This window comes from Neobacillus massiliamazoniensis (assembly GCF_001048695.1).
GTDB lineage: Bacteria > Bacillota > Bacilli > Bacillales > Cytobacillaceae > Neobacillus > Neobacillus massiliamazoniensis.
On record NZ_CVRB01000002.1, the window covers coordinates 496,195 to 520,223 of the forward strand.

General features: G+C 39.0%; 23 protein-coding genes. 1 reads left to right on the forward strand and 22 read right to left on the reverse strand.

The window, feature by feature from the left end:
• Nucleotides 1-294: 294 nt before the first annotated feature.
• The 20 genes from BN1082_RS10315 to BN1082_RS10410 form a co-directional block, all read right to left on the reverse strand.
• Nucleotides 295-1,158, reverse strand: a complete 864-nt coding sequence (locus tag BN1082_RS10315; protein ID WP_245640384.1) for a nitrilase-related carbon-nitrogen hydrolase — start codon at nucleotides 1,156-1,158, stop codon at nucleotides 295-297.
• A gap of 35 nt (nucleotides 1,159-1,193) precedes the next feature.
• On the reverse strand, nucleotides 1,194-2,675 hold the full coding sequence (locus tag BN1082_RS10320; RefSeq protein ID WP_090633977.1) for a sodium:solute symporter family protein: 1,482 nt from the start codon (nucleotides 2,673-2,675) through the stop codon (nucleotides 1,194-1,196).
• Nucleotides 2,672-2,872 carry a DUF3311 domain-containing protein gene (locus BN1082_RS10325; RefSeq protein ID WP_090633979.1) on the reverse strand — a complete coding sequence of 67 codons (201 nt, stop codon included), beginning with the start codon at nucleotides 2,870-2,872 and terminating at the stop codon, nucleotides 2,672-2,674. Before BN1082_RS10325 ends, BN1082_RS10320 begins: the two co-directional genes overlap by 4 nt.
• A gap of 117 nt (nucleotides 2,873-2,989) precedes the next feature.
• Nucleotides 2,990-4,615 carry an amidohydrolase gene (locus BN1082_RS10330; protein ID WP_090633981.1) on the reverse strand — a complete coding sequence of 542 codons (1,626 nt, stop codon included), beginning with the start codon at nucleotides 4,613-4,615 and terminating at the stop codon, nucleotides 2,990-2,992.
• A gap of 204 nt (nucleotides 4,616-4,819) precedes the next feature.
• Nucleotides 4,820-6,151, reverse strand: coding sequence for an alkaline phosphatase (locus tag BN1082_RS10335; protein WP_245640385.1), 1,332 nt, complete (start codon nucleotides 6,149-6,151; stop codon nucleotides 4,820-4,822).
• Nucleotides 6,152-6,496: 345 nt separating this feature from the next.
• Nucleotides 6,497-7,357 (reverse strand): PhnE/PtxC family ABC transporter permease, encoded by an 861-nt coding sequence (locus BN1082_RS10340; RefSeq protein WP_090633983.1) that lies wholly within the window; start codon nucleotides 7,355-7,357, stop codon nucleotides 6,497-6,499.
• Nucleotides 7,357-8,142 (reverse strand): ABC transporter permease subunit, encoded by a 786-nt coding sequence (locus tag BN1082_RS10345; RefSeq protein WP_090633985.1) that lies wholly within the window; start codon nucleotides 8,140-8,142, stop codon nucleotides 7,357-7,359. Before BN1082_RS10345 ends, BN1082_RS10340 begins: the two co-directional genes overlap by 1 nt.
• Complete coding sequence (gene phnC / locus BN1082_RS10350; protein ID WP_090633987.1) at nucleotides 8,132-8,920, reverse strand: phosphonate ABC transporter ATP-binding protein; 789 nt, start codon at nucleotides 8,918-8,920, stop codon at nucleotides 8,132-8,134. The genes BN1082_RS10345 and phnC overlap by 11 nt, the downstream gene beginning before the upstream one ends.
• A 112-nt stretch (nucleotides 8,921-9,032) precedes the next feature.
• Nucleotides 9,033-10,094: a phosphate/phosphite/phosphonate ABC transporter substrate-binding protein gene (locus BN1082_RS10355; RefSeq protein ID WP_090633989.1), complete on the reverse strand. Its 1,062-nt coding sequence runs from the start codon at nucleotides 10,092-10,094 to the stop codon at nucleotides 9,033-9,035.
• Nucleotides 10,095-10,231: 137 nt separating this feature from the next.
• The gene (phnL, locus tag BN1082_RS10360) at nucleotides 10,232-10,945 is read right to left on the reverse strand and encodes a phosphonate C-P lyase system protein PhnL (RefSeq protein WP_090633991.1); all 714 of its coding nucleotides are present in this window, start codon (nucleotides 10,943-10,945) and stop codon (nucleotides 10,232-10,234) included.
• Between the two features lie 69 nt (nucleotides 10,946-11,014).
• The gene (gene phnM / locus BN1082_RS10365; RefSeq protein ID WP_090633993.1) at nucleotides 11,015-12,199 is read right to left on the reverse strand and encodes a phosphonate metabolism protein PhnM; all 1,185 of its coding nucleotides are present in this window, start codon (nucleotides 12,197-12,199) and stop codon (nucleotides 11,015-11,017) included.
• A 24-nt stretch (nucleotides 12,200-12,223) separates the two neighbouring features.
• Nucleotides 12,224-13,069: an ATP-binding cassette domain-containing protein gene (locus BN1082_RS10370; protein WP_090633995.1), complete on the reverse strand. Its 846-nt coding sequence runs from the start codon at nucleotides 13,067-13,069 to the stop codon at nucleotides 12,224-12,226.
• Nucleotides 13,056-13,925, reverse strand: a complete 870-nt coding sequence (locus tag BN1082_RS10375) for an alpha-D-ribose 1-methylphosphonate 5-phosphate C-P-lyase PhnJ (RefSeq protein ID WP_090633996.1) — start codon at nucleotides 13,923-13,925, stop codon at nucleotides 13,056-13,058. The genes BN1082_RS10370 and BN1082_RS10375 overlap by 14 nt, the downstream gene beginning before the upstream one ends.
• The gene (locus BN1082_RS10380) at nucleotides 13,909-15,054 is read right to left on the reverse strand and encodes a carbon-phosphorus lyase complex subunit PhnI (RefSeq protein ID WP_090633998.1); all 1,146 of its coding nucleotides are present in this window, start codon (nucleotides 15,052-15,054) and stop codon (nucleotides 13,909-13,911) included. Before BN1082_RS10380 ends, BN1082_RS10375 begins: the two co-directional genes overlap by 17 nt.
• The gene (gene phnH, locus BN1082_RS10385; RefSeq protein WP_090634000.1) at nucleotides 15,054-15,650 is read right to left on the reverse strand and encodes a phosphonate C-P lyase system protein PhnH; all 597 of its coding nucleotides are present in this window, start codon (nucleotides 15,648-15,650) and stop codon (nucleotides 15,054-15,056) included. The genes BN1082_RS10380 and phnH overlap by 1 nt, the downstream gene beginning before the upstream one ends.
• Before the next feature lie 12 nt (nucleotides 15,651-15,662).
• Nucleotides 15,663-16,088 (reverse strand): phosphonate C-P lyase system protein PhnG, encoded by a 426-nt coding sequence (gene phnG, locus BN1082_RS10390; RefSeq protein WP_090634002.1) that lies wholly within the window; start codon nucleotides 16,086-16,088, stop codon nucleotides 15,663-15,665.
• A 152-nt stretch (nucleotides 16,089-16,240) separates the two neighbouring features.
• Nucleotides 16,241-16,942, reverse strand: coding sequence for a GntR family transcriptional regulator (locus BN1082_RS10395; protein ID WP_090634004.1), 702 nt, complete (start codon nucleotides 16,940-16,942; stop codon nucleotides 16,241-16,243).
• Between the two features lie 81 nt (nucleotides 16,943-17,023).
• Nucleotides 17,024-17,905 (reverse strand): PHP domain-containing protein, encoded by an 882-nt coding sequence (locus BN1082_RS10400; protein WP_090634006.1) that lies wholly within the window; start codon nucleotides 17,903-17,905, stop codon nucleotides 17,024-17,026.
• A gap of 577 nt (nucleotides 17,906-18,482) precedes the next feature.
• Nucleotides 18,483-18,788 carry an ArsR/SmtB family transcription factor gene (locus BN1082_RS10405; protein WP_090634008.1) on the reverse strand — a complete coding sequence of 102 codons (306 nt, stop codon included), beginning with the start codon at nucleotides 18,786-18,788 and terminating at the stop codon, nucleotides 18,483-18,485.
• A 27-nt stretch (nucleotides 18,789-18,815) separates the two neighbouring features.
• Nucleotides 18,816-19,580 carry an SDR family NAD(P)-dependent oxidoreductase gene (locus tag BN1082_RS10410; protein WP_090634010.1) on the reverse strand — a complete coding sequence of 255 codons (765 nt, stop codon included), beginning with the start codon at nucleotides 19,578-19,580 and terminating at the stop codon, nucleotides 18,816-18,818.
• A 219-nt stretch (nucleotides 19,581-19,799) separates the two neighbouring features.
• On the opposite strand from BN1082_RS10410, the gene BN1082_RS10415 reads away from it, so the two are divergent.
• A complete protein-coding gene (locus tag BN1082_RS10415; RefSeq protein ID WP_090634011.1) occupies nucleotides 19,800-21,722 on the forward strand; it encodes a S53 family peptidase in 1,923 nt (640 codons plus the stop codon).
• A gap of 249 nt (nucleotides 21,723-21,971) precedes the next feature.
• Here the strand turns inward: BN1082_RS10415 and BN1082_RS10420 are convergent, their stop codons facing one another.
• Both BN1082_RS10420 and mtnA read right to left on the reverse strand, forming a co-directional pair.
• Entirely contained in the window at nucleotides 21,972-22,787 is an 816-nt protein-coding gene (locus BN1082_RS10420) for a class II aldolase/adducin family protein (protein ID WP_090634013.1), read from the reverse strand.
• A 167-nt stretch (nucleotides 22,788-22,954) separates the two neighbouring features.
• Nucleotides 22,955-24,019 carry an S-methyl-5-thioribose-1-phosphate isomerase gene (mtnA, locus tag BN1082_RS10425; RefSeq protein WP_090634015.1) on the reverse strand — a complete coding sequence of 355 codons (1,065 nt, stop codon included), beginning with the start codon at nucleotides 24,017-24,019 and terminating at the stop codon, nucleotides 22,955-22,957.
• Nucleotides 24,020-24,029 lie beyond the last annotated feature (10 nt).

Genomic DNA, 24,029 nt, shown 5'->3' on the forward strand with positions numbered 1-24,029 from the left:
AAAAACCGATATGTGCCATTTTTGATTTTTATGTGCCGTTTTGAGCGGGATATGTGCCGTTTTTCGATTTTATGTGCCGTTTTTCAAATTTATGTGCCATTTCATCTCGAGCACCCTTTTTATCCATTAAAAAGAGCCCCGTTTATTAATTTAAGAGCTCGTTTTCTAGATTTTCACCTGTAAAAAAACCGATATGTGCCATTTTTTACTTTTATGTGCCATTTTGACCGGGATATGTGCCGTTTTTCAAATTTATGTGCCATTTCATCTCGAGCACCAATCTCAATTAGATTATTAAATAGAATTATATGGCTCATACCTTCTATAAAGATCTCCACGACGAGTTCGATCTTTAAATGTAGTTGCTGCACCATGTTTTCGATTCAAGTAGAGCTCATCGATATTTACCGTTCCAGTAATAACAGTGTGTTTATTAGGCTCTGCTTCGATAATTATTCCATTCTCTGGCCATGCAGCGTCACATGGACTTATTATCGATGCACTCCCATATCCATTTGGTAGGGGATCGCCTGGCTCACCAACAATGGGACAATGAACAAAATATACTTGATTTTCAATGGCGCGTGCATGTCCACAATGGCGTACTCGCCAAAATCCAGCCTCGGTAAAGGTAAATGAAGGACAGAAAAGGATATCTGCTCCATTTACACTTAATATCCTTGAGATTTCAGGGATCTCTGCTTCATAACAAATGGCCAAACCAATCTTGACTGGTCCTATAGAATATACTTCAAGATCGTTTCCCTCAGCTATTTGCCAACTAGCCTCTGCAGGAAAAATATGCGTTTTTTTATGTTCAATATATGAACCATCTTTATCAAAAATATAAGAAATATTGTAATAATTGTTTTCACGACGTTCAAGATGTGATCCTGCAATGATAATCTGTTTTCTTCTTTTGGAAATAGAGCTAAAAAGATCTTTATACTGCCCAGAATATTTATCAATTTTCGATAATGAAGAAATATCAGTTTGATTAAAGCTAGCGAATAAACCAATAGTTAAAAGCTCAGGAAAAATAACGTAGTCCGAGTCTTCCGGAACTTGATTTATTAATTCTTCAACTTGTTTCTGAAAGGCATCAAAAGATGGTGATTTCTGGATACGAAATTGGCAAGCAGAAATTTTTACATCCAATACTATACCCCCAAATAGATTTTGTTGTTATGACATTAACTTGTCTTTACTTGAGTCAATTGTTCCTTTTCTATCGGAATATTTTTAGTAGCTATACTAACAATGATGGTAATGACAATATTTATTAATAATGCTATTGCTCCTGTGCTGATGTCGTTAATAGTGTGTGAGACAGTTGGAAAAAAGGTTGCGATTTTTATATTAAAAATCGTAGCATACAATACAATGAGTACTCCTGTAACAATTCCTGTCATTGCGCCATATTTATTTATAAAATTATTTTTGGAAAAGCTAAAGAAAAATGCTGGTGCTAATTGTGTGATCAGACTATATGACATGATGTTTAACAGTGCAAGTGCTCCCCCACCAGATATAGTGAAGATTAAAGCAGTCAAAGAAAGGAGAATGATGAATAGTTTCGAGGCAATTAATTGTTGCTTTTCGCTAGCTTTTGGAACAATGACTTTGTAAAAACTTTTTGTTAAGCCAACAGATGCAGACATTAGCATAACAGATGCTGGTACTAAAGCCGTTAGTAAACCAGCTGCTCCAACTATCCCAACGACCCAAGGATCAAATGTTTTAATAGATAATCTTAAAAGAGAAAGATCTCCAGCTGCGCCTTGTAAACCAGGGATTTGTACGATAGCTGAAAAGCCAATAAAAAAAACAAACAGTAATAATATGGTGTATAAAGGTAGGGTAATTGCATTTTTGCGAAGTGCTTTTTCACCATTTGCTGAGAAAACGACAGTGAAAGAAGTCGGTAATAAATAAAAACCGATTGCATTTAAAAGGATAGTAGAGATAAACCACGGTACACTTAGTCCCTGACCGGCCAACGTTAACATTTCAGGTTTAACAGACTGAACAGACTCAAACATTTGCTGAATCCCGCCAAAATAGTGGATAGGGATGTATAGGCCTAAAAAAATAACTACTCCCAAAATCATAATATCTTTAATCACAGCTGTCCATGCTGAGCCATGGATACCAGAGACTATTACATATGTTGTAATAACTATTGCACCAATTACACTTGCAGCCACTGGTGAAATAGCTCCGTAAGAGGCTTCTGAAACAATGATCCCTAACCCTTTCATTTGTATACAAATATATGGGATAATCGCTAAACTTCCCACAATAGCTACTATAATCCCCATTGTACGACTATCATATTTAGCTGCAAAATAGTCAGGTTGTGAAAGAATACCATTTTCTTTACCGTATCTCCAAATTTTTGGTGCAATCCAATAAGATAGTACATATGCCAGAAATATATACGTAGGCACATAATATGCAGCAGCCCCTTTTGAATATGCCCAGCCACTTCCTCCTAGAAAAGTAAAAGTCGTATAAACCTCACCGGCTATTAATAGAAATACGAACAAGGCTCCAAAACTTCTGCCACCAACTGCAAATTGCTGCAAATTCATATTTTTCCCTTTACTCGCTGATATCCCTAAATAAAGAGCTAGGATTAAGAAAATGAAAATAATAAATAATGATATATTCATTTTGTCTCACTCCCTTGATTATCAGGATCAAACTTATAAATAATAGTTAAAATAACCGAGGAAAATACCATCCAAAATACAATCCAAAATAAAAGAAAAGGCATTCCTAACACGTAAGGCTCTATTTTATTTGCAAATGGCAAGAATCCTACAACCCCTATAAAAGGTATTAGAAGTAAGAGTTTAATATATTTCAAAATATGCCCGACCTCCTATTTCATTGTTTGAATTTGTATGGATTAAGAACAAATATTATAAAAGGATTTGTTAATAGATTAATGTAAAATTTATTAACAAATCCTTTGTTATTAGATCTAATTTTTCATCATTAATTCATTTTCCCTTTGATAGACAATTTCTCCATCAATAATCGTTGCCTCTACTTTCAAATCCTTAATACGGTCTGGTTTAGCTCGTAAAATACTTTCATTTAAAACAACTAAATCAGCTAATTTCCCCACCTCTAGGCTGCCTTTAATATCTTCTTCAAAACTTGCATAAGCACCATTCCATGTGTAAAGTTTAATAGCTTCTAATACACTAATGGATTGATTAGTGCCAACTTCGGCCCCAAATTGGCTTTTTCTATTAACTGCAGTATGAATTCCTAATAAAGGGTTAAAATCAGTAACCGGCGCATCTGAACTACCTGCAGCAATAATACCTTTATCAATATAATCACGAGCAGCGTACATATAATTAACACGTTCACCATAATTGTGAACATATATCTCGCCATATTCATATGGAAATGGTGGGTTTGGAATAGGGATAATTTCAAGTTGTTTCATTCTTTCTTGTAAATCTGGGGTTGAAATCCCGGCATGTTCGATTCGATGACGGTGATTTTTCCTTGGAGATTCTTTTAACGCTCTTTCTACGCAATTTAAATACATTTCAATGGCTTTATCACCTTGAGCGTGTACGGTAATTTGATAGCCCTTTTTATGTGCTTCACCTAAAACTTTGTATATTTCTTCCTCACTATAATAAAGAATTCCGGATTTGGTAGGATCGCTGGAGTATGGTTCTCGAGTTGCAATCGTTGGACCAGAGCTGCTTCCATCTAAAAATATTTTAGCCGGCCCGACTCTAAATTTCTCATCCCCTGTACCAGTGACGATCCCTGCATTCATCATTTTATTTACAAATTTATCGGACTCATTTATAGTACCAATTATTGCATATACCCGAACACGGATTTCTTTGTTTTTTATAGCTGTTTGTAACAAACGATAACTATTAGAATCAGAAGTACCTGCTTCATGAATACTCGTGATACCACCTGAAATGAAGTGATCCGATGCGATTTTAACAGCTTTCATAAGTTCAGCATCTGTATAGCTCGCAACCTCATTCATCTTCATATTTGCAGCTTCAAATAATTTACCTGTAAGGTCCCCATGCTCATTTTTTTCAATTATTCCACCTTGAGGATTCGGTGTATTTTCGTCAAATCCAGCCTTCTCCATTGCTGCTGTGTTTACGATACAGATATGTCCACATGTACGAGAAATGATGATTGGATGATCAGTAGAAATTGCATCAAGCTCAGCAATCGTTGGATACCGCTTTTCCATTATCGTGGTTTCATTAAACCCCCATGCTCTTATCCATTCACCTTTTGGAGTTACTAATGCTTTTTTCTTAAGATCATTCAGCAAAGCTGCAACAGAGTCGATGTGACTTTCTTTACAACTGATATTCAACTGATTAACCCCATATAAAATCAGGTGTAGGTGAGAGTCAATAAATCCAGGAAGAAGGGATTTTCCTGCTAAGTCAATGACTTCAGTCTCCTCCCCAATAAAATCCTTCATTTCTAAATTTGAACCAACTCCAATTATACGATTATCCTTTATTGCTACAGATTCTACTATTGAATTTTGTTTGTCTGCTGTAATAACTTCACCATTGATAAATACTAGATTAGCTTTCATAAACACACATCCTTCTCATATTATTTGAAAATTAAGTTAATTAATCTACTAATAATAGTATTATTTTATTAAAGCGCTGTCATTAAACAGTTGGTAAGATTTTTTTCAAGAGCTATTTCACAATCCGTAAAAAATATAAAAGTAAACAAGGGCTACCTCACAAGTAGAGGCAGCCCTTTTAATCTTTATCTTTATTTTCCTTTATTAATCCATAATCTGAAATAGAATCTTAGCAATATCACTGTTTTCCATTCTTCCACTAAACATATGCCTATTTAGACCATACGCATAGATTGGAACATCCTCACCTGTATGCCCTTTTGTTGTCCAGCCTGTACTGGAGTAGTGATTGATGATGTCGATGAGCGTTTGCCGTGTATTTTCTACTCCCATTTCTAATGTGGATTGAATGTTTTTCAAGTCCTCTTCTTGAAGAGGAAAATGCATGTAATTCTTTAACGTTGTTAGATCTTTTGTTTCGTGCAAACGGCTTGCAATAACAAACGGTGTAGAAGTGATGGATTTAATCACACTTGGATTCCATTTATGGTTGCCATCACGATCGATACTCATCCCTCCAGTTGAGTGATCAGCCGTCGCAATAACAATCGTATCCTCTCTACCTAGTGCGAATTGAATCGCTTCTTTAAAAGCTGCTTCAAAGTCTTTAACCTCGCTCATTGCTCCTACAATATCATTGTCATGCCCTGCCCAATCAATTTGACTTCCTTCCACTAAAAGAAAAAATCCATTTGGATTTTGCTTCAAGCGCTTTAGTGCAGCAATTGTCATTTGCGATAGTGACGGGATCGTTGGATCACGATCAATTTGTTTCGGGAGTTCAATCGGTGCAAATAATCCTAGTAGCTGCTTATTCTTATTCGTGACTAGCTCGTGTAAATTTGTCACATAGCCATATTCATTTTTTACAAATTCTTCGATTAAATTTCGGTCATCTCGGCAGAAATAAGAGGTTCCGCCCCCGAGCATCACATCTATTTTATTTTTACCATCGATTCGTTCATCGAGATAATTATCGGCAATTCGATTATATTGCTCTCTAGATTCATTGTGTGCAGCAAACGCTGCAAGTGTTGCGTGATTGATTTGACTTGTCCCAACTAGGCCAGTAGATTTCCCACGAAATTTAGCATATTCTAAAACGGTGGGGACGGCTTGTTTATTTATGTTCAAGCCAATCGCTCCGTTAAAGGTTTTAAAACCGGTTGATAAAGCTGTTCCTGCAGCTGCAGAATCAGTAATATTACTTTCACTATCTAGAGAATAGGTAGATTGGGAGCCAACAAAGTATTGATCAAATATTGTGGGATTCATGATCCCTTTTTGGGAATCATGATTAAAATAACGGAGACCAGTCGTATAAGAAAACCCCATCCCATCGCCGATGAGGAAAATCACATTTTTTACTTTCTTCGTTCTATTGAAATGATTTTGAATGATAGGATTAGATTGAATGAAAGGATTCAAACTAAAATCATGTTGCAGAACGGTGGAATTGAACAAAGATAACAGCACCTTTCTTTTTATCCTTAATTACTGTTTTATTCTGAGCTTTCCATGTTTATGAAATGAACAGAATTAACTATTTATATTTCATATATAACATAAAAAAAGGGTAATCATGCTTGGAATACAACAATTTTACAAAAACTCTAAAAATTCTTAATAATTCGAATGAAATTGGATATAAGACATAGGAATAAAATGAAAAAGCCTCTGCAAATATGTGTTGCAGGAGCTTTTTTTATTAATGTTAGGAACTCATTATACAATCTGAAATGGATCCCAGTACTTCATAAATCATTTAACAATTTGACTTCATTACTGTCTTTTCTGCTATCACACGAAAAAGCCTTTCGATTATAATCCTGTTTTTAAGTTTCTTTTTACTTTAGTAGCTCCGAGCTCGAGTACAATGGCAATTATTAGGATGAAATAGGTAATCACACCCACTTCTCTAATATCATAATAAAATCCACTTGCCATGAACATGTCGTATCCAATCCCGCCTGCACCTGCAGCAGCCCCCATTGCAACGGCGACAGCAAAGTTAATTTCAAAGCGTAAGAAAGTCCATGAGATTAAATAGGTGATGGTTGATGGAATAACAGCCTGAAAGACAATTTGCCACCAATTAGCTCCGCTTGCTCTCAGTGCTTCCATTAATCCTTCATCCACTTCCTCAAATGCCTCGGAGTAAGCTTTAATTAAATAGCCTACAGAGTGGAATGTCATTCCAATCACTGCCGCCTCACTTCCGAGGCCGGCTGCAACTGCAAATATTAACACCCATAGGACTGTCGGTACTGACCGGATGAAGGTCACGAAACCTTTAATCACTATCGAAACTTTTTTATTTGTTAAATTCTGTGCGGCACATAACCCTAAAAACAGTGCAATAATCGCCCCGAATAACGTGGTCAGAAACCCAAGCCCTAGCGTGACCATTACCTGATAGAATGCCTTGCCAAATGTGAAATGGTTAAATTTTGGTTCAGCGAACATTGTCTTCACATTATCGATTGTCATCCCAACTGCTTTAGTAAAGTTAATATCCTTATAATCAAAACTATAGAATCCATATATAGTTAAAATCACAAGCGAAATGAGTGTCCCTGGTATTACCAAAGAAGCTTTGTTAAACATCCTTACTTTTATGAGTTTGGGCTCCCTCACTTGCAGGTTGGGGTCAGAGTCAGCAGTTAACGATTTTACTTCCACTATAAAATCACCCTTCTAATAAAATTTGAAACCCATTCAATTATAAAAATCGTCAAGATAATTGCGATTACCACCAAACTTGCGCTGTGATAATCAAGATTCTTATAGTACAAATTAAATGCAAAGCCAATACCAGTACCAGTTAAAATCCCTACTATTGCAGAATTACGGATATTGGTCTCAATCATAAACAGAATCCAGCTAATTAGCTGAGGAATAGTGGAAGGAATCACAGATTGAAAGATTATCGAGAAGTATCCCGCTCCTGTAGCTCGTAACGCTTCAACCGAACTGCTGCTAACTTCATCAATCGATTCTATAAACGCCCTTGTCATAAAACCAAAGGAGCCAAAAAACAGAGCAAAATATCCTGTTAACGCACTTTGTCCAAAAGAAAATAGCAGGATCATCGACCAAGCGGCAATATCAATGTTTCGAAATATCGTTGCGATCCCTCTGCTGATTTTACTCAAGAATGGATTGAACCCCGTAGCAGTTGAACCTGCGACCGCAAAAAAGAAGGCTAGGATGGATGCAACCGTTGTTGCTGCAATGGAAACCAAAACTGTCTGCTGTAGTTTATCCATGATATTAGGTAGTTTTTTCATTGCATTAGCGTCAGGATAAAAATTGGAAAATGACCAAACCAAGGCTTTCGGAACAGAGGAAAGGCCTTTTGCAAAATTGAATTCTGTAATGACGACTGCAATAAACGTTACTGCAGCGAGCAGTAGAATAAATACAAGGGAACGAATCTTTTTTGTTAGAAAAACATCAGCCTGCATTTCTTCCTCCCCGTTCAAAAATCAGTTCTCCCGCTTCCGAACCATAAATTTTGTGGATCGTCTCATCGGTCAATTCTTCAGGCGATCCGTCAAAAATCACGCTTCCCTTGTTAACCCCGATAATTCGGTCCGAATATCTTAAGGCTACATCCACCTGGTGTAAATTAACCAAGCATGTAATACCAATGGAACTTGATATATTTTTCAGGTGATCCATAATAATTTTGGACGAATTCGGGTCAAGTGAAGCAATTGGCTCGTCACACAAGAGCATTTTTGGCCCTTGAATTAAGGCTCTTGCAATTCCGACACGTTGCTTTTGTCCGCCGCTCAGCTGATCGGCCCGTTTATAAATCTGCTCACCTAGTCCCAAGCCTTCGAGCAGATCCAAGGCTTTTTCCTTTTCCTGCTGATTATATATTCCGAATACACCAGCAAATGTTGATTTATAGCCTAGTCTCCCATGAAGGACATTTTCAATCGCACTCAGTCTTTTAACAAGATTGTAGTGTTGAAAAATCATCCCGATTTTTGTTCTTAGTTTCCGCAAATCCCGATTTCCAAGAGTACATACATTTTCGCCATCAAACATGATTTCTCCGCTGCTAGCATCAATCATCCTATTGATACAGCGAAGGAGAGTTGATTTCCCTGCTCCTGATGGGCCAATAATGGAAACGAACTCTCCTTCTTTCACAGAGAAATTAACATCAGATAGCGCTTTAGTATCTTTACCATATTGCTTCGATACATTTTTCAGTTCTAAAAGCACACTCATTGTTAACTCCCTTTTCATTAGGCTGTGTTAAACTTAGGAGTTGATTTGCGCTCCAATCAGCATAGTTTCAAAATCAACAATGCCCTTTAACACAGCCTTTAATTAAAATAGTTTACTTAGACAATTTTCTAATTGGGTCAAAGAATTTATCATCGACCTCTACCAGATGTTCTTTTCCAGATTTCATTTTGAACAGCCCGGAAAATTTAGAGTCAGCAGGAACAAAGATTTTTTCGTTTTGAGTAACCTTATCACTAATTAAAACATCGTGAATCTTCTTTTGATCGTCAGCAGAGAGAGTTTTTGTGTTTACAACAAATGGCGAGTTAAGCACTGGTGTAACTGAAATAAGCTCAAATTCTTTTCCAGGAAGAGTATTGAATGGCTCAGCGGCATCTTGTTTTACCTGGTATACTGCTCCAGGTGTGTTTGCTTCACCAGATGATAGTTTCACGTAGTTTGCTACACATGTATCACAAAACGCTGCAACATCTGCCTTACCTGTTAAAAGATTAACTGCAGAGCCCTGGTGAGATCCGCCAAATAGCACTTCACTGAAAAACTTGTTCTTTCCGCCTTCTTGCAGGTCTTCTGCCTTCAAATCTTTGTAGTTACTTTTCTTGCTGAAATAATCGACAATTCCCGCCGATGGAACTTTGAACCCAGAGGTGGAGCTGGTTGAAACAAATGAAAATTTCTTTCCAGCAATTTTATCAATCGAGAACTTATCACCATTTTTGTACTCATTTGCATCGCCTTTATTTACAGCAAGCCAGCTGTAATATACAGCATCTGTAAGCGTACCTGATTCACCACTAGGAACGACCACTGGAAGGACTTTATTATTTTTATTATGGGCTTCAATATAGCCTTGGGCACCAAGGAATGCCATATCAGCATTACCGTTAGCGATCGCTTCGATTGCGACTATGTAATCCGTTGTTGTCTTATGTTTAACTTTTTTCCCTGTTGCTGCTTCAATTTCTTTCCCTATCTCTGTTCTGGCTTCTTCTAGATCCTGACCAGATTCATTTGGCAGCCAAGCAATCGTGATGGTGTCATTTCCTTTTTTCTCTGAGGCTGAACCTTCCGTTTTCGAAGAACATCCAGCTGCAAAAATAATTAAGGCAGATAAAAAAACTAACAATCCACTCTTTGTCAATGCTTTCTTCATTAGTAAAACTCCTCCCAAGCGACCCTTTATTAGTATTTTTTTGAAATTATTAACTTCCGTACACTTAAATTATACAAAGCCAATATTAATAGACTGTAAATTTACTATTTAAAAATTGCTAAGATTCTGTGAGGAATTTATAAAGATTTTGTTGAAATTTGGAATTTACCTTCCTGGATATTGTATTCCCTGTTGCACAAATCCTTCATAAATTCGAGATCATGAAAAATACCAAGCATCGTTGTACCTTCATTCATAAGCTGCTTGATGATCTCCTTAACTTTTTGTTTTGATGATTCATCAAGGCTGGCGGTTGGCTCATCTAAAAGTAAAAGCCTTGGCCGCTTTACCATCGCCCTTGCGATGTTAAGCCGAAGCTTCTCTCCTCCCGAAAAGGTGGCTGGATAACTATCCCATAGTTCCCGATCAATTTCAAAATGCTCAAGCATTTTCACTGTTTCTTTTTCTGCAATTTCTTCCTGATGCCCCATTTCAATAATGGATTGCTTCACCAGCTCTCTAGCAGTGGTTCTGGGCATCACGTTAAGAAACTGTGATACATAACCAATTTCGTGCTTCCGTAAATATACCATCTCTCGTTCGGTAGCTAATGCAAGGTTAATGGGACCAAATTTAGTCGAGTTGTACCAAATATCACCTCCTTCAGTCAAATAGGTTCGGTAGATACATTTTAAAATCGTAGATTTTCCGCTTCCGCTTTTTCCAGTTATACCAATAAACTCGCCTTCTTTTACATACAAGCTAATGTTAGTAATGGCTTTAATCTGTTTGTTTAGATTGTGGAGGGTAAAAGATTTGGCCAAGCCTTCAATTGATAATATGTTTTCCATTTATCCACCTTCTTTCATGAGGTTAAATTGATAAACTGTTTAGGAGATATTTCCTCACACTTTCTTATGTCAAATTCGATAATTTGTTTTTTGGATTAGCTTTCCATCTACCATTACAGTTGTAATCACCGGAAAATCATGCTGGATTTTCTCTATGATAAGCAGATCCGCCTTTTTCCCTTCCTTTATCGACCCAATTTCATGATCAAGCTTTACTGCCTTAGCAGGATTGATTGTTACTAGCCTGAACATTTCAGCCAAATCCTGCCCATAGGTTTTGTTCATCTCAAAAATGGCATGGAGCATGGCAGCTGGGTAGTAATCACTGCACAAAATATCGATAGCCCCCTCCTGGATTGCTTCAGCAGCGGAAAGATTTCCACTATGAGAGCCCCCCAGCAGGACATTTGGCGCTCCTGCCAGCGTGGACATACCTTGTTCCTTTGCCTTTTTTGCTATTTCCATCGTTATTGGGAACTCGCTAATTTGAGCACCGAAGCTTTTTACCAGCTCCAGCTTTTCGATCGTATCATCATCATGCGAGGCAATAGCAATATTATTTTCCATTGCTGCCTGTGCGATATCCCGCATCGCGTCTATTGCCAGCTTCTCTTTCGTCATGTGCTTTGTTATGATTCTATCAATCTCGTCATCACTTATACTTATATCGTTATAACCTCTCACAGTATGACGATAGACTTCCAAGTCCCGATATTGTCCCTGGCCGGGGGTATGATCCATGAATGAAATGAGGTGAACCTTGTTTTCGGCAATATAGGCCTTTAGATTATCAACCTCATTCACATTGTCGATTTCAAATCTCGCATGGAATCGATGGCGCACTAAATGACTGTTGGTATGGCTCTGTTCAATCAGATCTATAAATTTCTTGACGTTTTCAGGCTCACGAATCGGCTTATGGACGTACTCCGTAAACTTATATAAGGATAGGGAATGGTACATCGTGGTAATGCCATGAGCAATTAATTCTTTCTCCGCTTCCCTAAGGCTTAAGTAAAAATTCATTAAGGAAGTGGGCCTTGGTGCTGCCATATTCTCAATATAATCAGAATGAAGATCAATGAAGCCTGGAGAAATATAGCCGCCGGCAGCATCAATGACTTCAAGCGTTTCATCGATTGGCATTTCACCCCGAAATGCAATTTTTTCGATTCTGTCATCTTTGATCAGCAGGTCGAAACCTTCCAATATCGCTGCTTCTGTAACGATATGTCCGTTTGTAATAAGGTACATTTTGTTTCCTCCTTTTTTACAGGATTAAAGAAGTGATTGAACGAGCTGCTGTGTATAAGGACCTTGAGGATCTTCAAGAATTTGATCCGTCAATCCCTGTTCAATTACCTTCCCATCCAACATGACCAATGTTCGGTCCGCAAGCATCCTAATCACTCCAAGGTCATGGGAGACCACAATCATGCTGATATTCAGCTCATTTTGCAAATGCTTGATCAAATCCAGAACACTTGCCTGGACTGATAAATCCAGTCCTGTCGTCACCTCATCCAAAAGCAGGATTGGCGGGTTATTAGAAAGAGCTTTGGCAATCTGAACCCGCTGCTGCATACCTCCAGAAAAATTTTTCGGTGCTTCTTTCATGCGGTAGCTTGGAATGTTCACATATTCCAGAAGTTCCTTTCCTCGTGATTCCATCTGTCCGACATTCCTGTTCCCAGCTGAAATCAGCTTTTCGGCAATATTTCCAATGGAGGAAAAATTCATTTTCAAACCAAGCAAAGGGTTTTGGTACACCTTCCCCATCAAGTGATTACGAATATATCTTTTTTTCTGCGATGATTCTTGTAAAAGATTGTTCGCACCATCTCCATAATTCTGCAGGTAGGCCTCTCCGCTCGTTACTTCTTGGTCAAAGTAAAGGCATCTCATCAGCGTAGACTTCCCGCTGCCGCTTTCGCCGACAATTCCCAGTATTTCTCCCGGGTGTAAGTTAAAACTGATATCCTGGCAGGCATAGACGGTCCCGCATACCTGACAATAGTTTTTAATAAGAACCCTGTCAGCTAAGTCCCGGCATTTACTGCATCCTTTACCAAATTGCTTATTTAAGTTTTTAATAGATAATATGGGTGCTTCAAAGCTGCTCATTTCTTTCACCCCCTGCCATTTGTTTCTCATTCATTAGTGATAAACAATAGCTGGTATCGTTGCATTGGTAGTAAGTTTCGTCCGTTTCATTATCGAAAAGCTCATCCATGAAAACGCCTGTTGATCCACACAACCTGCAGCTTTTATCCTCAAACGATTCCACCTCAAAAGGGAAATCCTCAAAAGCTAGTGACTCAACATCCGTATAAGGAGGAACTGCGTAAATCTTTTTCTCCCGGCCTGCTCCCAGGAGGATTAATGCCTCAGACCTGTGCATTTTAGGATTATCGAATCTTGGAATCGGGCTTGGTGCCATGACATACCGATCATGGACCATGACCGGATGATCGGCGTCTGTCGTGGTTGTACCATATTTCATGATCTGCTCAAACAGCATGACCCATGCTCCGCTGTATTCCTTTTCAGCATGAAGATTTTTCGTTTCCATTTCACTCGGTTCATAAAGACGCAATGGTTCTGGCAGTGGAACCTGTAATACCAGGATCTGATCTTTCGTTAATGGGACTTCCGGAATCCGGTGCCTTGACTGAATAATGGTTGCTTTTCCGGTTTCTTCAGTTACTTCGATTCCAGTTGTATCTGAAACAAGCCTTTTTATATTCACAGCATTGACAGATTCATCCGATCCTTGGTCGATCACTTTTAATATATCTTTTTTACCAATAAGTGAGAGTGTTAACTGAAGCCCGCCAGTTCCCCAGCCTCTAGCAATCGGCAATTCTCTCGAGGCAAAAGGTACCTGATATCCAGGAATTGCGATTGCCTTTAACGTTGCTCTTCTTATTTCCCGCTTGGATCCTTCATCAAAAAAAGCAAAATTATATTTTAATTGCATTTGTGTCTGCCTCCTTTCCGTCTGTCATCCCTTCATCTTTTTTCGTTTTTCTGACACTGTCTAGCTTCGACTGGAACGTGACGTAATGTGGCATTTTTAAGTGTGAAATAAAACCTGTCGATTCCACAGAATCAATATGGTACAGAACAAATTCTTCGTCCTGCGTCGGATACTCGGCGTTTCCCTTTTCAAGACTGTTATCGAGAATTCCCATGGCGATTGCTTTTGTCTCGTTTTGTCCATAACAAATGCCATAACCGATTTCAAACTCAATCTCTTCTTTCCCATTTCCTTTTTGGATCGTAACAGGAATGAGCATTTCCGCTTCCGTCACTTTTATCTCACCAATATAGTAGGAATCCTCTTCTTCCTTCATCTCGTCCACCGGATCGTCAATATAAACCGGCAGGCTTCCGAGTCGAAGTTCGCCAACCGTTGGATGCAAGGCTCCATACCCGCGAATCACAGCATAAGCTAATGAGGTAACTGCACCAGTCTGACCACGGGTTAAAATTTGCAAGCGCTGGCTTCGGCTGCTCGGGAATTCCAAGCTTTTTTTCGTGACATCGTCAGGCTCCCTGTCATCATTTCTGCATTCTGCCATTAACCCTTCTTTTCGAAGATAATCAAGGACTTTAGGAAAGCGCTCTGTACGATTACTTTCATTTACTTGTTTGCTTTCAAGCAGATAGGCATTAACCCATTGCACCGCATCCTGTTCTGTTTCCGTAACAAGGTCAAAATCTAACAGACGATGGGTATAATCCGTAGTGGCCCCTAGCACCTGGCCTCCTGGTATATCTTTAAAGCTTGCTGAAATCCTTCTTTCTATCTGCATTTCCTCTGGATCTGCAATTCTTGAATAATGCTTTCTTGGAAGTGTTGAGCGGTATGCTCTCAGCAAAAATACAGCCTCTTCTGGATTCCCTTCTGCTTGTTTGATTGCTATAGCAGCAAGCATTGGTGAATAAAGGCTGCTTTCTGACATCACCTGGTCAATCAGCCCTCTCATTCCCGCTTCTATTTTTACTGTCTCAAGAACAGTCCCGGACTTTAACCTTTCAAATTTCAAGCTCTTGATAGATTCTTTAATGGCAAGAGTTCCGCCTTTTACAGCCACATATCCCATTAATCTGTCACCCGTTTCCTAATTTGAGTCGTTCTTGGCAAGCAAAGAATAGAGTCGTTTGCATCTGTAAGGATGATGTCTATCCCTAACGGATACTCCTTATTTTTTTCGTTACGAATATCCAGCCATGTTTCGGCTGCAGCAATACCGAGAGCATGCTCCGCTTCAATTCCAGGACCCGTCAAAAAAAGCTCTGTGCCAGTACTCACGCTTTCCGTTTCGATAATGAAGGTCGCTGACTCGTGCGGATTAATGAGACTGCCGAGTTTTGCTGATCTGATAGCTGCTTCAAGCCCTTTCTGATCACAATCCTTTAAGACGAAAATGAAATCAGCCTTATCTGTATCCGCTGCTTTTGCATAGGTTAGCTGATTAATCAGCCTTGTTATTTTTTCTTCACGCACTGAAACCACATTGAAGGTTACTTCCGTATCAAGAAGCATAAGTGCCAAAACTTCTATTAAAGGATTACAGCCTATATGAAAATCGGCTTTTGCGGTCACTTCATGAAGATCTGAAATTACACCAGGCCTTGACATCGAGTCAATGACCTTACGATAAGCCGTCTGTATATCATGAACTAAATCTATTTGCATCAAGTCACCCCCTTATTCCGTATCCATTGTTTCAAAGCTTACCTTGGTTTTAAGAACCTGATTCATTCTTGCTGACTTTTCCTTTTTAATCATTCTATCTTCCTCTAGCAGCAATTTCTCCCAACCTTCAGTTTCCTTAAGTCCAGCCTTATAAGCTGCGTCAATGACAGCCAGATGATAGGCCAATTCCTTCTCATGCCCAGCCACAATTCCAATACCCAATGAACCGTTTATTAGGACCTTGCATTCTGTAACAAAAACCTCGCCTAGATAGAAGAGGCTTTTCTTGGCCGATTCTCTAACCTTCACCATTACAAGTCCATCATTCGGATCCTCAATCGCTGTCGCTTCATATGTATCCAGAATTTCCTTTGCCATTGCGGCAGCCAATTTTTTTGAACCGTTAATTAAAATCTCTGTTCTTCTTTTTCTTCTCATCAGCCAGCCTCCGTTTTTGTTGTTTCTTCATACTTTCAATCTATCTTGTTGCCAAGCTGGGGAATGTTAATATACTGTTAAGAGTCTGTAAATAGTGTTTAAGCGTACATTTCTTTAAAGTTTTAAAAACAATAAAAACCAGCACCAGCTGGTTAGATAACATAAGTGAATCGATCACTCCGATATATTATTTTTGTATATTCCAATACCGTTCCGCTTTCTTTGTCTAAACAGCCAGATTCCAGCACTAAGAGGGGAACAAGACTTGCGCAATCAAGTACCTCCCTTTCAAATTTAGTTGGAAAAGCAACGCTTAAAGTGCTTGGCGCTGAGAAAAAATTCAAAAAACCTTGTTTGTTATAATAATCAAACATGGACGTAATCTTTGGTCCCGCCGCTTCGATATCTTGAAACACCACTTGGGCCACAAATGAAATATGCAAGGCAATCGGTTTTCGATCCACAAGTCTAAGCCGCCCTATTTTAAAGACCTTGTTAGTATCTTCAACACCTAAAAATCGAAAAATTTTCTTATTATAATCTATTTCCTCACAAAAGATGGTTTTAGTTTCTAAATGATACCCCTGTTCTTGCATTTTTTTACTGAAGGATTCATCGCCGGAAAGCACGAGTGGGATTTGATTTTTCCTGTCTTTAACAAAACTCCCCTTCCCTTGTCTTGAATAAATAAACCCTTGCTCCTGCAGCCTTTCATACGCTTTCCGTATCATAATTCTTGGAACCATATACTTTTCAGCCAATTCATTTTCCGAAGGCAGCTTATCATCTGGGTCAAATTTACCTGATTTGATAACTGAAATCATTTCGTCGACAATCATCAATTCGTCCACCATATCAATCCTCCTGCAGCCTTCATGATCAGCTCACCTGACTATAGTTTCTCCTTTTTCGGCTGATGAATTAAATTCCTTTATTTACCGCTCTTTTTCTACTAAAATTGATGATTTTAAGAATTTTCCCCGCGCCTTTAATCCCTCAACAGCTTGAATCCCTGGATCTTTGGAGCCAATGACCACTTCTTTTTCACCATAAAAGCCGTGGAAATCTGTGCCTCCAGTCATAATGAGGTCGAAATGGGCCGCACAAAGTTTTGCTCTTTCTTCATCCTCGGGGCCATGAAGCGGATGCCACACTTCAATTCCCTGAAGACCCGCTTCCACAAGCTCTGGTACAGCCTCAAAGCTTTTGTACTGGCCAGGATGAGCAAGAACAGGTACCCCTCCTGCCTGAATAATGGCCTGGATAGCCAAACGTGCATCGACATACTTTACAGGAATAAACGCAATTCCAGGAGCTTCGCCATTTTGCCCGCGGGAGAATAGCTTTTTATATAAATCGCCGTAGATGGAATCTGTATACCCATTTTCAATTAAGGCATGCATGATATGCTGCTTATATACACCCGTTCCACCTTTGGCATATTCTTCTACTTGCTCCCAACTAATGGTATACCCAGCTTCTATTAAATTTTGAACCATCACATAAGAGGCATCATGACGTCTCTCAAGAAGAGGTCTGCATAGCTTCTCAAGCGAGGGATGTCCATGTTTAATAAAGTATCCAAGAACATGGATTCTTCGTTCTCTGTTAAAATCATAGGCAGAAATTTCTATTCCTGGGATGATCTCAATTCCTTTTTCCTTCCCCAGATGGACCATCTCTTCCAGTCCTTTTGTTGTATCATGGTTCGTGATGGCTAGGTGGCTGACATTCTCCTTCAGTGCCTTTTCTAAAATTACTTCGAAAGAAAACGAACAATCCGATATATTCGTGTGGCAGTGCAAATCAACCTTCATCCTTTATTCCCCTATTCAAAATGGCATTCTATCATTTTTAGGTTAACTTGATACCAAGTTTAATAGGTTAATTTATTGTTAAAATTAGGTTAAAACATTATGAAGATACTGGAAAACAGGGTTTGTTTCAAATCGGAATGAAATTTGACAGTCGATAAGCTACCGTTTTTTCGTTTGTCCTTTGTTTTTGGTAGCTTAGGACCTTTCTAAGCTACCGTTTTTTCGTTTCCCACCTGTTTTCGGTCGCTTAGAACCTCGATAAGCTACCGTTTTTTCGTTTGTCCTCTGTTTTCGGTCGCTTAGAACCTTTATAAGCTACCGTTTTTTCGTTTGTCCTTTGTTTTCGGTCGCTTAGAACCTCGATAAGCTACCGTTTTTTCGTTTGTCCTCTGTTTTCGGTCGCTTAGAACCTCGATAAGCTACCGTTTTTTCGTTTGCTTTATGTTTTCGGCGCTTAGAACCTTTATAAGCTACCGTTTTTTCGTTTGCCCTCTGTTTTCGGGCGCTTAGAACCTCGATAAGCTACCAGTTGGTTTGATTCTTTGAATAAAAAATTAAAATGAAAAAAGAGAGTGAGCTATAGAATACACTCACTCTCAACTATTTCAATCAGCCGCTTTAATTGCTCTACACTTTGAATTAGAGAAAGAGAATAATAGCGCTGGGTCCCTTTTTGTTCTATTTTTACTAATTGAATATCACGCATGATTTTTAAATGATGCGAAATTGCCGGACGGGACAGTTTTGATTGCTCGGCGATTTCATTTACACTCAACGATTCTCTTTCTGCCAGCATAAGAATTATATCCTGTCTTGCTGGATCACTTAAGGCGTTAAATAACGGTATACACGATCTGAATACCTCAATAGCTTGTTGTCCCATATTTCGTTTATCCCCTTCGTTCCAAAATTATTTTTCCCCTGCGATATACTTGGCGATTTTAGCCGTTAGGCTTCTAGGCATAAACTTAGCCCCGAGTGTACCTGCCTTATTAAATGCTCCTGTAACAATCACACGTTTTCCGCTCATCATTGCCTCGTAACCCTTTTTCGCTACAATATCAGAAGCCATTGCTTGGCTGAACATTTTCGTACCCTCAACATTGGCAACAGAACCGAAATTGGTCTTCGTTGGACCTGGGCAGAGAGTTGTAACCGTGACAGAACTGCCGGCTAGTTCTTCGACAAGTGCTTCTGAAAATGAAAGGACGTATGCCTTGGTTGCATAGTACACCGCCATTAGCGGACCTGGCTGAAATGCCGCAGTACTTGCTACATTTAAAATCCTACCACTGTTCCTATCTTTCATTTTTTGCAGAAAGTAGTAGGTCAACTCCGTCAGTGCCGATACGTTTAATTGAATCATATTTACTTGTTTTTGAATATCTAGTTCATCAAACCCACCCATTAACCCAAAACCGGCATTATTAACGAGAACATCAATATTTATTCCTTGTTTTTCAACTTCTTCAAAAACTTCCTTCGGTGAACCTAGGACGCTCAAATCCTTAAGAATAACGGTAACTTCAATATTCTTAAAGGATTGCTTGATTTCCTCCAGTTGTTTCCCGTTTCTAGCAACTAGTACAAGATTATAGCCATCTTTAGCAAACAGCTTTACGAACTCATATCCTAAACCGCTTGATGCTCCTGTGATTAATGCAGTCTTCTTCATAATATATGTTCCTCCATTATCTGTTTAAATGTTTAAGCATTTAAACAAATTGTATTTAAATATTTCTCTAATGTCAATTTCACTCATTTATACTTGCAAATTTTAGCGAATCCTGTCGTAATAGTCAGATTTTTTTGTATTGTCTATCAATTTATTTTACAACATAATTGAGTAGTACAAGTATTTGTACAAACACTTCATAAGGAAGAAGGTAATTGGATGAAAAAGATGTTAAAAAAAATTAGTACCGCTTCTCTATTAAGCTCCATGATGCTTCTCACAGCAGTACCTTCCTTAACAAATGCGGAAAGTCCACAAACAGTAACAGTTCCACAAGGGGGAAATCCACAAGTTTTACAGAATGCTAGTGTGTTTGGAGATTTACCAGGGGATACTCAGGTCACGGTTGATATTGTGATGAAAATTGACGATAAGGACAAGCTTGCCAAGTATATTAAAGAAACTACTACTCCTGGCAGCAAGAATTATCGTCATTATCTTTCTGTTGATCAATTTAGTAAAAGTTATGGAGTGAATCCAGAATTAATTAAAAAAGCTACGAATTATTTAAGTTCTTTCGGCATTCAATCAAAAGTTTATCCCAACAATTTAATCATTACTGCAACTGGAACTGCTGATCAGCTTAATAAAGCTTTTTCAATCTCAATAAAAAAAGAAAAATATAATGAGAAAATTTTTCATGGTACGAAGGACACTCCAAAATTACCGGCAAGCTTTGGTAAAGATGTTCTTTGTATTTTAGGATTAAGTGACTATTCAAATTTCACGTCACGTGCTTTAAAGCAGCCAGCTCCTTTAACAGAAGGTGAAAACACTCCAGTTGGCCCTTTAAACCTAAGCCCGAGTGATTTAATTAAGCAGTACAATGTACAACCGCTTTATGACAAAGGGGCAAACGGTGCCGGCCAGACAATTGGAATTGTAACCCTGGCAGACTTTAATCCAGAAGATGCCTATACTTTCTGGGAAAAAGCAGGAATAACTGTTAAACCAAACCGGATTACGAAAACAAATGTCGATGGCGGATCTGGATGGGACGGATATGATGAAACCACCCTTGATGTCGAGCAGTCAGGTGCATTAGCCCCGCAAGCAAATATTAATGTGTATGTCGGTCCAAATACTGATACTGGTTTTACAGACGCATTTGCACAGGCAATCAATGAAAATAAAGCCCAACAAATCTCTGTAAGCTGGGGAGAAAGTGAACCTGCTATTCAGTATTTCGTCCAACAACTAGCTGAGACTCCGCAATACGCAGAAGTGTTCAATCAGTTGTATATGCAAGCTGCGGCACAAGGCATCTCCATGTTTGCAGCTGCAGGTGACGAGGGTGCTTATGATGCCGCAAGGGAATTCGGGTTAAGCTCTACTGTTCCTAATGCTGCTTCTCTATCAGTTGATAACCCTGCAGATAGCCCATATATTACAACAGCAGGCGGCACCACTTTACCATTCCATTTCCATTCCAATGCATATAACATCGATGTAAAGAATGATCAAGAGCGCGCATGGGGCTGGGATTACCTTTATAATTATTTTGATAAACGTGGTTTAAATAATATAGCCCAATGGCCAAACAGATATCTTGCAGGTGGTGGCGGCGGATTTAGCCTATTTTTTGCTACCCCTGATTATCAGCTTGGAGTACCAGGTGTTAACAAATATTCTGCAGTGAAACAATGGACGCCAAATGCAGACCAAACTTCATTAACTCGTGATGCTGCTCCATCGATTGTAACAGGGACTGGAAATGGACGAAACATGCCGGACATTTCAATGAACGCAGATCCTTACACAGGATACATGGTTTGGTTTAGTGATCCAGGTGCACCGGGTTCAAATTCTGGATATGCTACTTACGGGGGAACATCCTTTGTTTCACCACAATTATGCGGCCTATCCGCGTTAATTAATAGCGCAAATAACACGCAGGCCGGATTCTGGAACCCACAAATCTATCGTTTTGCACAGCAAGCAGACTCACCGTTACACCCTTTGAACACAACTGGAAATTCAAACGATAACGGATTCTTTACCGGAACTCCAGGAACCATATATAATCAGGCTACAGGACTTGGTACACCAGACGTTGCTGCACTTGCTAATAAATTTAAATAATTTATAAAAATAGGCTGACCTATGAGTCTAGTATTTTTTAGACTTTTAGGTTCAGCCTATTTTGTTGAATTTTTTAATATGTCCTAGTCCTTTAGTGGATCTTTCATTGTTACTTCTATCTAGTAAAAGTAGCTATTCGACAGTAAAGCCTCTCTATTCGCCAATAATGACTTTCCAGAGGCAGACGGAAATGTTTTTCTTTCGCCTGCCTCCTCTCACTAATGTAACTATGGTGCCTGACACCATTAATTATAAATAGTTTTTCAGAACCTCTTCGGTAACTTTTCGGACAATATTTCCAATTAATTCTTCTTTGCTCGAGGCTTGCTTAATTTCATCTTTTGGGTGGTTTGATTGTATCGAATCATGGGCTTCACATTTGCATTGCGGTATTCCTCCAGTTTTTATACCCATTGCTTCCCTAAGTTTGATTAGATCCGAAACCTGTGAACTGTTTAATTCATTTGCCTTTTTAATAATATGGTTTGAATACATCAGCATGGTTGCATAGTGTTCGAGTGATTCCATTCGATAATAAGCTTCAATTAAATCTCGCCCCCATGTAAGTGCACCATGGTTTGCTAACAGGACTGCATTGTGATCCTTACAATACGGTGCAATCGAATTTGGTACCTCCTCCGTTCCTGGCAATGCATATGGAGCAACCGGGACGGTTCCTAATAGAACAACAGCCTCTGGTAATACCGGTTTATCTAAGCTGATACCTGCAATTGCAAATGACGTTGCAACTGGCGGGTGGGCATGAACAACTGCATTCGCCTCAGGATTTTCATTGTAAACTCTGAGATGCATTTTAACCTCTGAAGAAGGCTTCATTTTACCTGAAAGAACATTCCCAGAAAGATCCATTTTCACCATCATGTCAGGAGTCATAAATCCTTTACTTACCCCTGTTGGCGTTGTCCATATCATGTTTGGACCCACTTTTACTGAGATATTGCCATCATTTGCAGCAACATAACTTCTATTATAAACTCTTCTTCCGATTTCGCAGATCATTTCCTTGGCTTCAAAATCAGTATAGTATTTTGGCTTTTCCTGCATTTCATCCTGCTCCTTTGTTAAAGGTTAGTTTTAAAAAATCTACATTCATTGATAACAGTCATTCATGCAAAATTATTGGCACATCTTTGTATGTAATAATGGCAAGATTAGCCACAGTTATTACAGGATAGAGCTTTTTGAAAAAAAGCCGAACTAATATAGTCCGACTACTTTTCAAACATATTTGGAAGACTTTCATTAAATGGCGCGTAGGCAATCCCATTTTGTGTAATGATTCCGGTAATTAAGGAATGGTCGGTTACATCAAAACATGGGTTGTAAGTTTTTACATCTTCCGGCGCCATCGTTTTTTCGTACCATTTGCTGGTGATTTCCTCGGAAGGCCTTAATTCAATATGAATATCCTCACCTGTTTTACAATCCAAATCAACTGTAGATAACGGTGCACATACATAGAAAGGAATATTATAGTGTTTCGCTAAAATAGCCACACCCGATGTGCCAATTTTATTCGCTGTATCACCATTCTCAGCAACACGGTCACACCCTACAAGCACTGCCTGTATTTTTCCTTCTTTCATAACGATTGAGGCCATGTTATCACAGATTAATGTGACGTCCACACCTGCTTGTTGCAGTTCCCAAGCCGTTAATCGAGCCCCTTGGAGTAACGGTCTTGTTTCATCCGCATATACCTTGAATTGATAACCCTTTTCCTGACCTAAATAAATCGGTGCTAACGCTGTTCCATATTTGGCAGTAGCAATCGTTCCAGCATTACAATGAGTAAGAATTCCCATACCTGGCTCTAGCAATGATAAAGCATGTTCACCAATCGCCTCGCAGATTTGTTCGTCCTCTGCGCGAATCGCTTCCGATTCCTCTTTAAGTGCAGCTAACACTTCTGAAACAGTCTTACCCTCTTCCTGCTTAAAGCGATCTTCCATACGATTTAATGCCCAGAACAGGTTAACAGCAGTTGGCCGTGATGAAGCTAAATACTCTTTCACTTTTTTAAAGTCTTCAAATAGTTCCTCATAGTTTTGAGCCGATGATTTTTTTGTTCCTAAATAAACCCCATAGGCTGCTGCGATCCCAATGGCAGGTGCTCCACGGACCTTTAATTGATAGATAGCATCCCAAACATCTTCCATTTCCTTCAATTCTAAAAAGACAGTCTCATTCGGCAATACCGTTTGATCTAGCAATACTAACGTGTTATTCTCATCATCAAGCTTTACAGATTGAATGACAGATACTAGATTTTCCACAATACCTGCG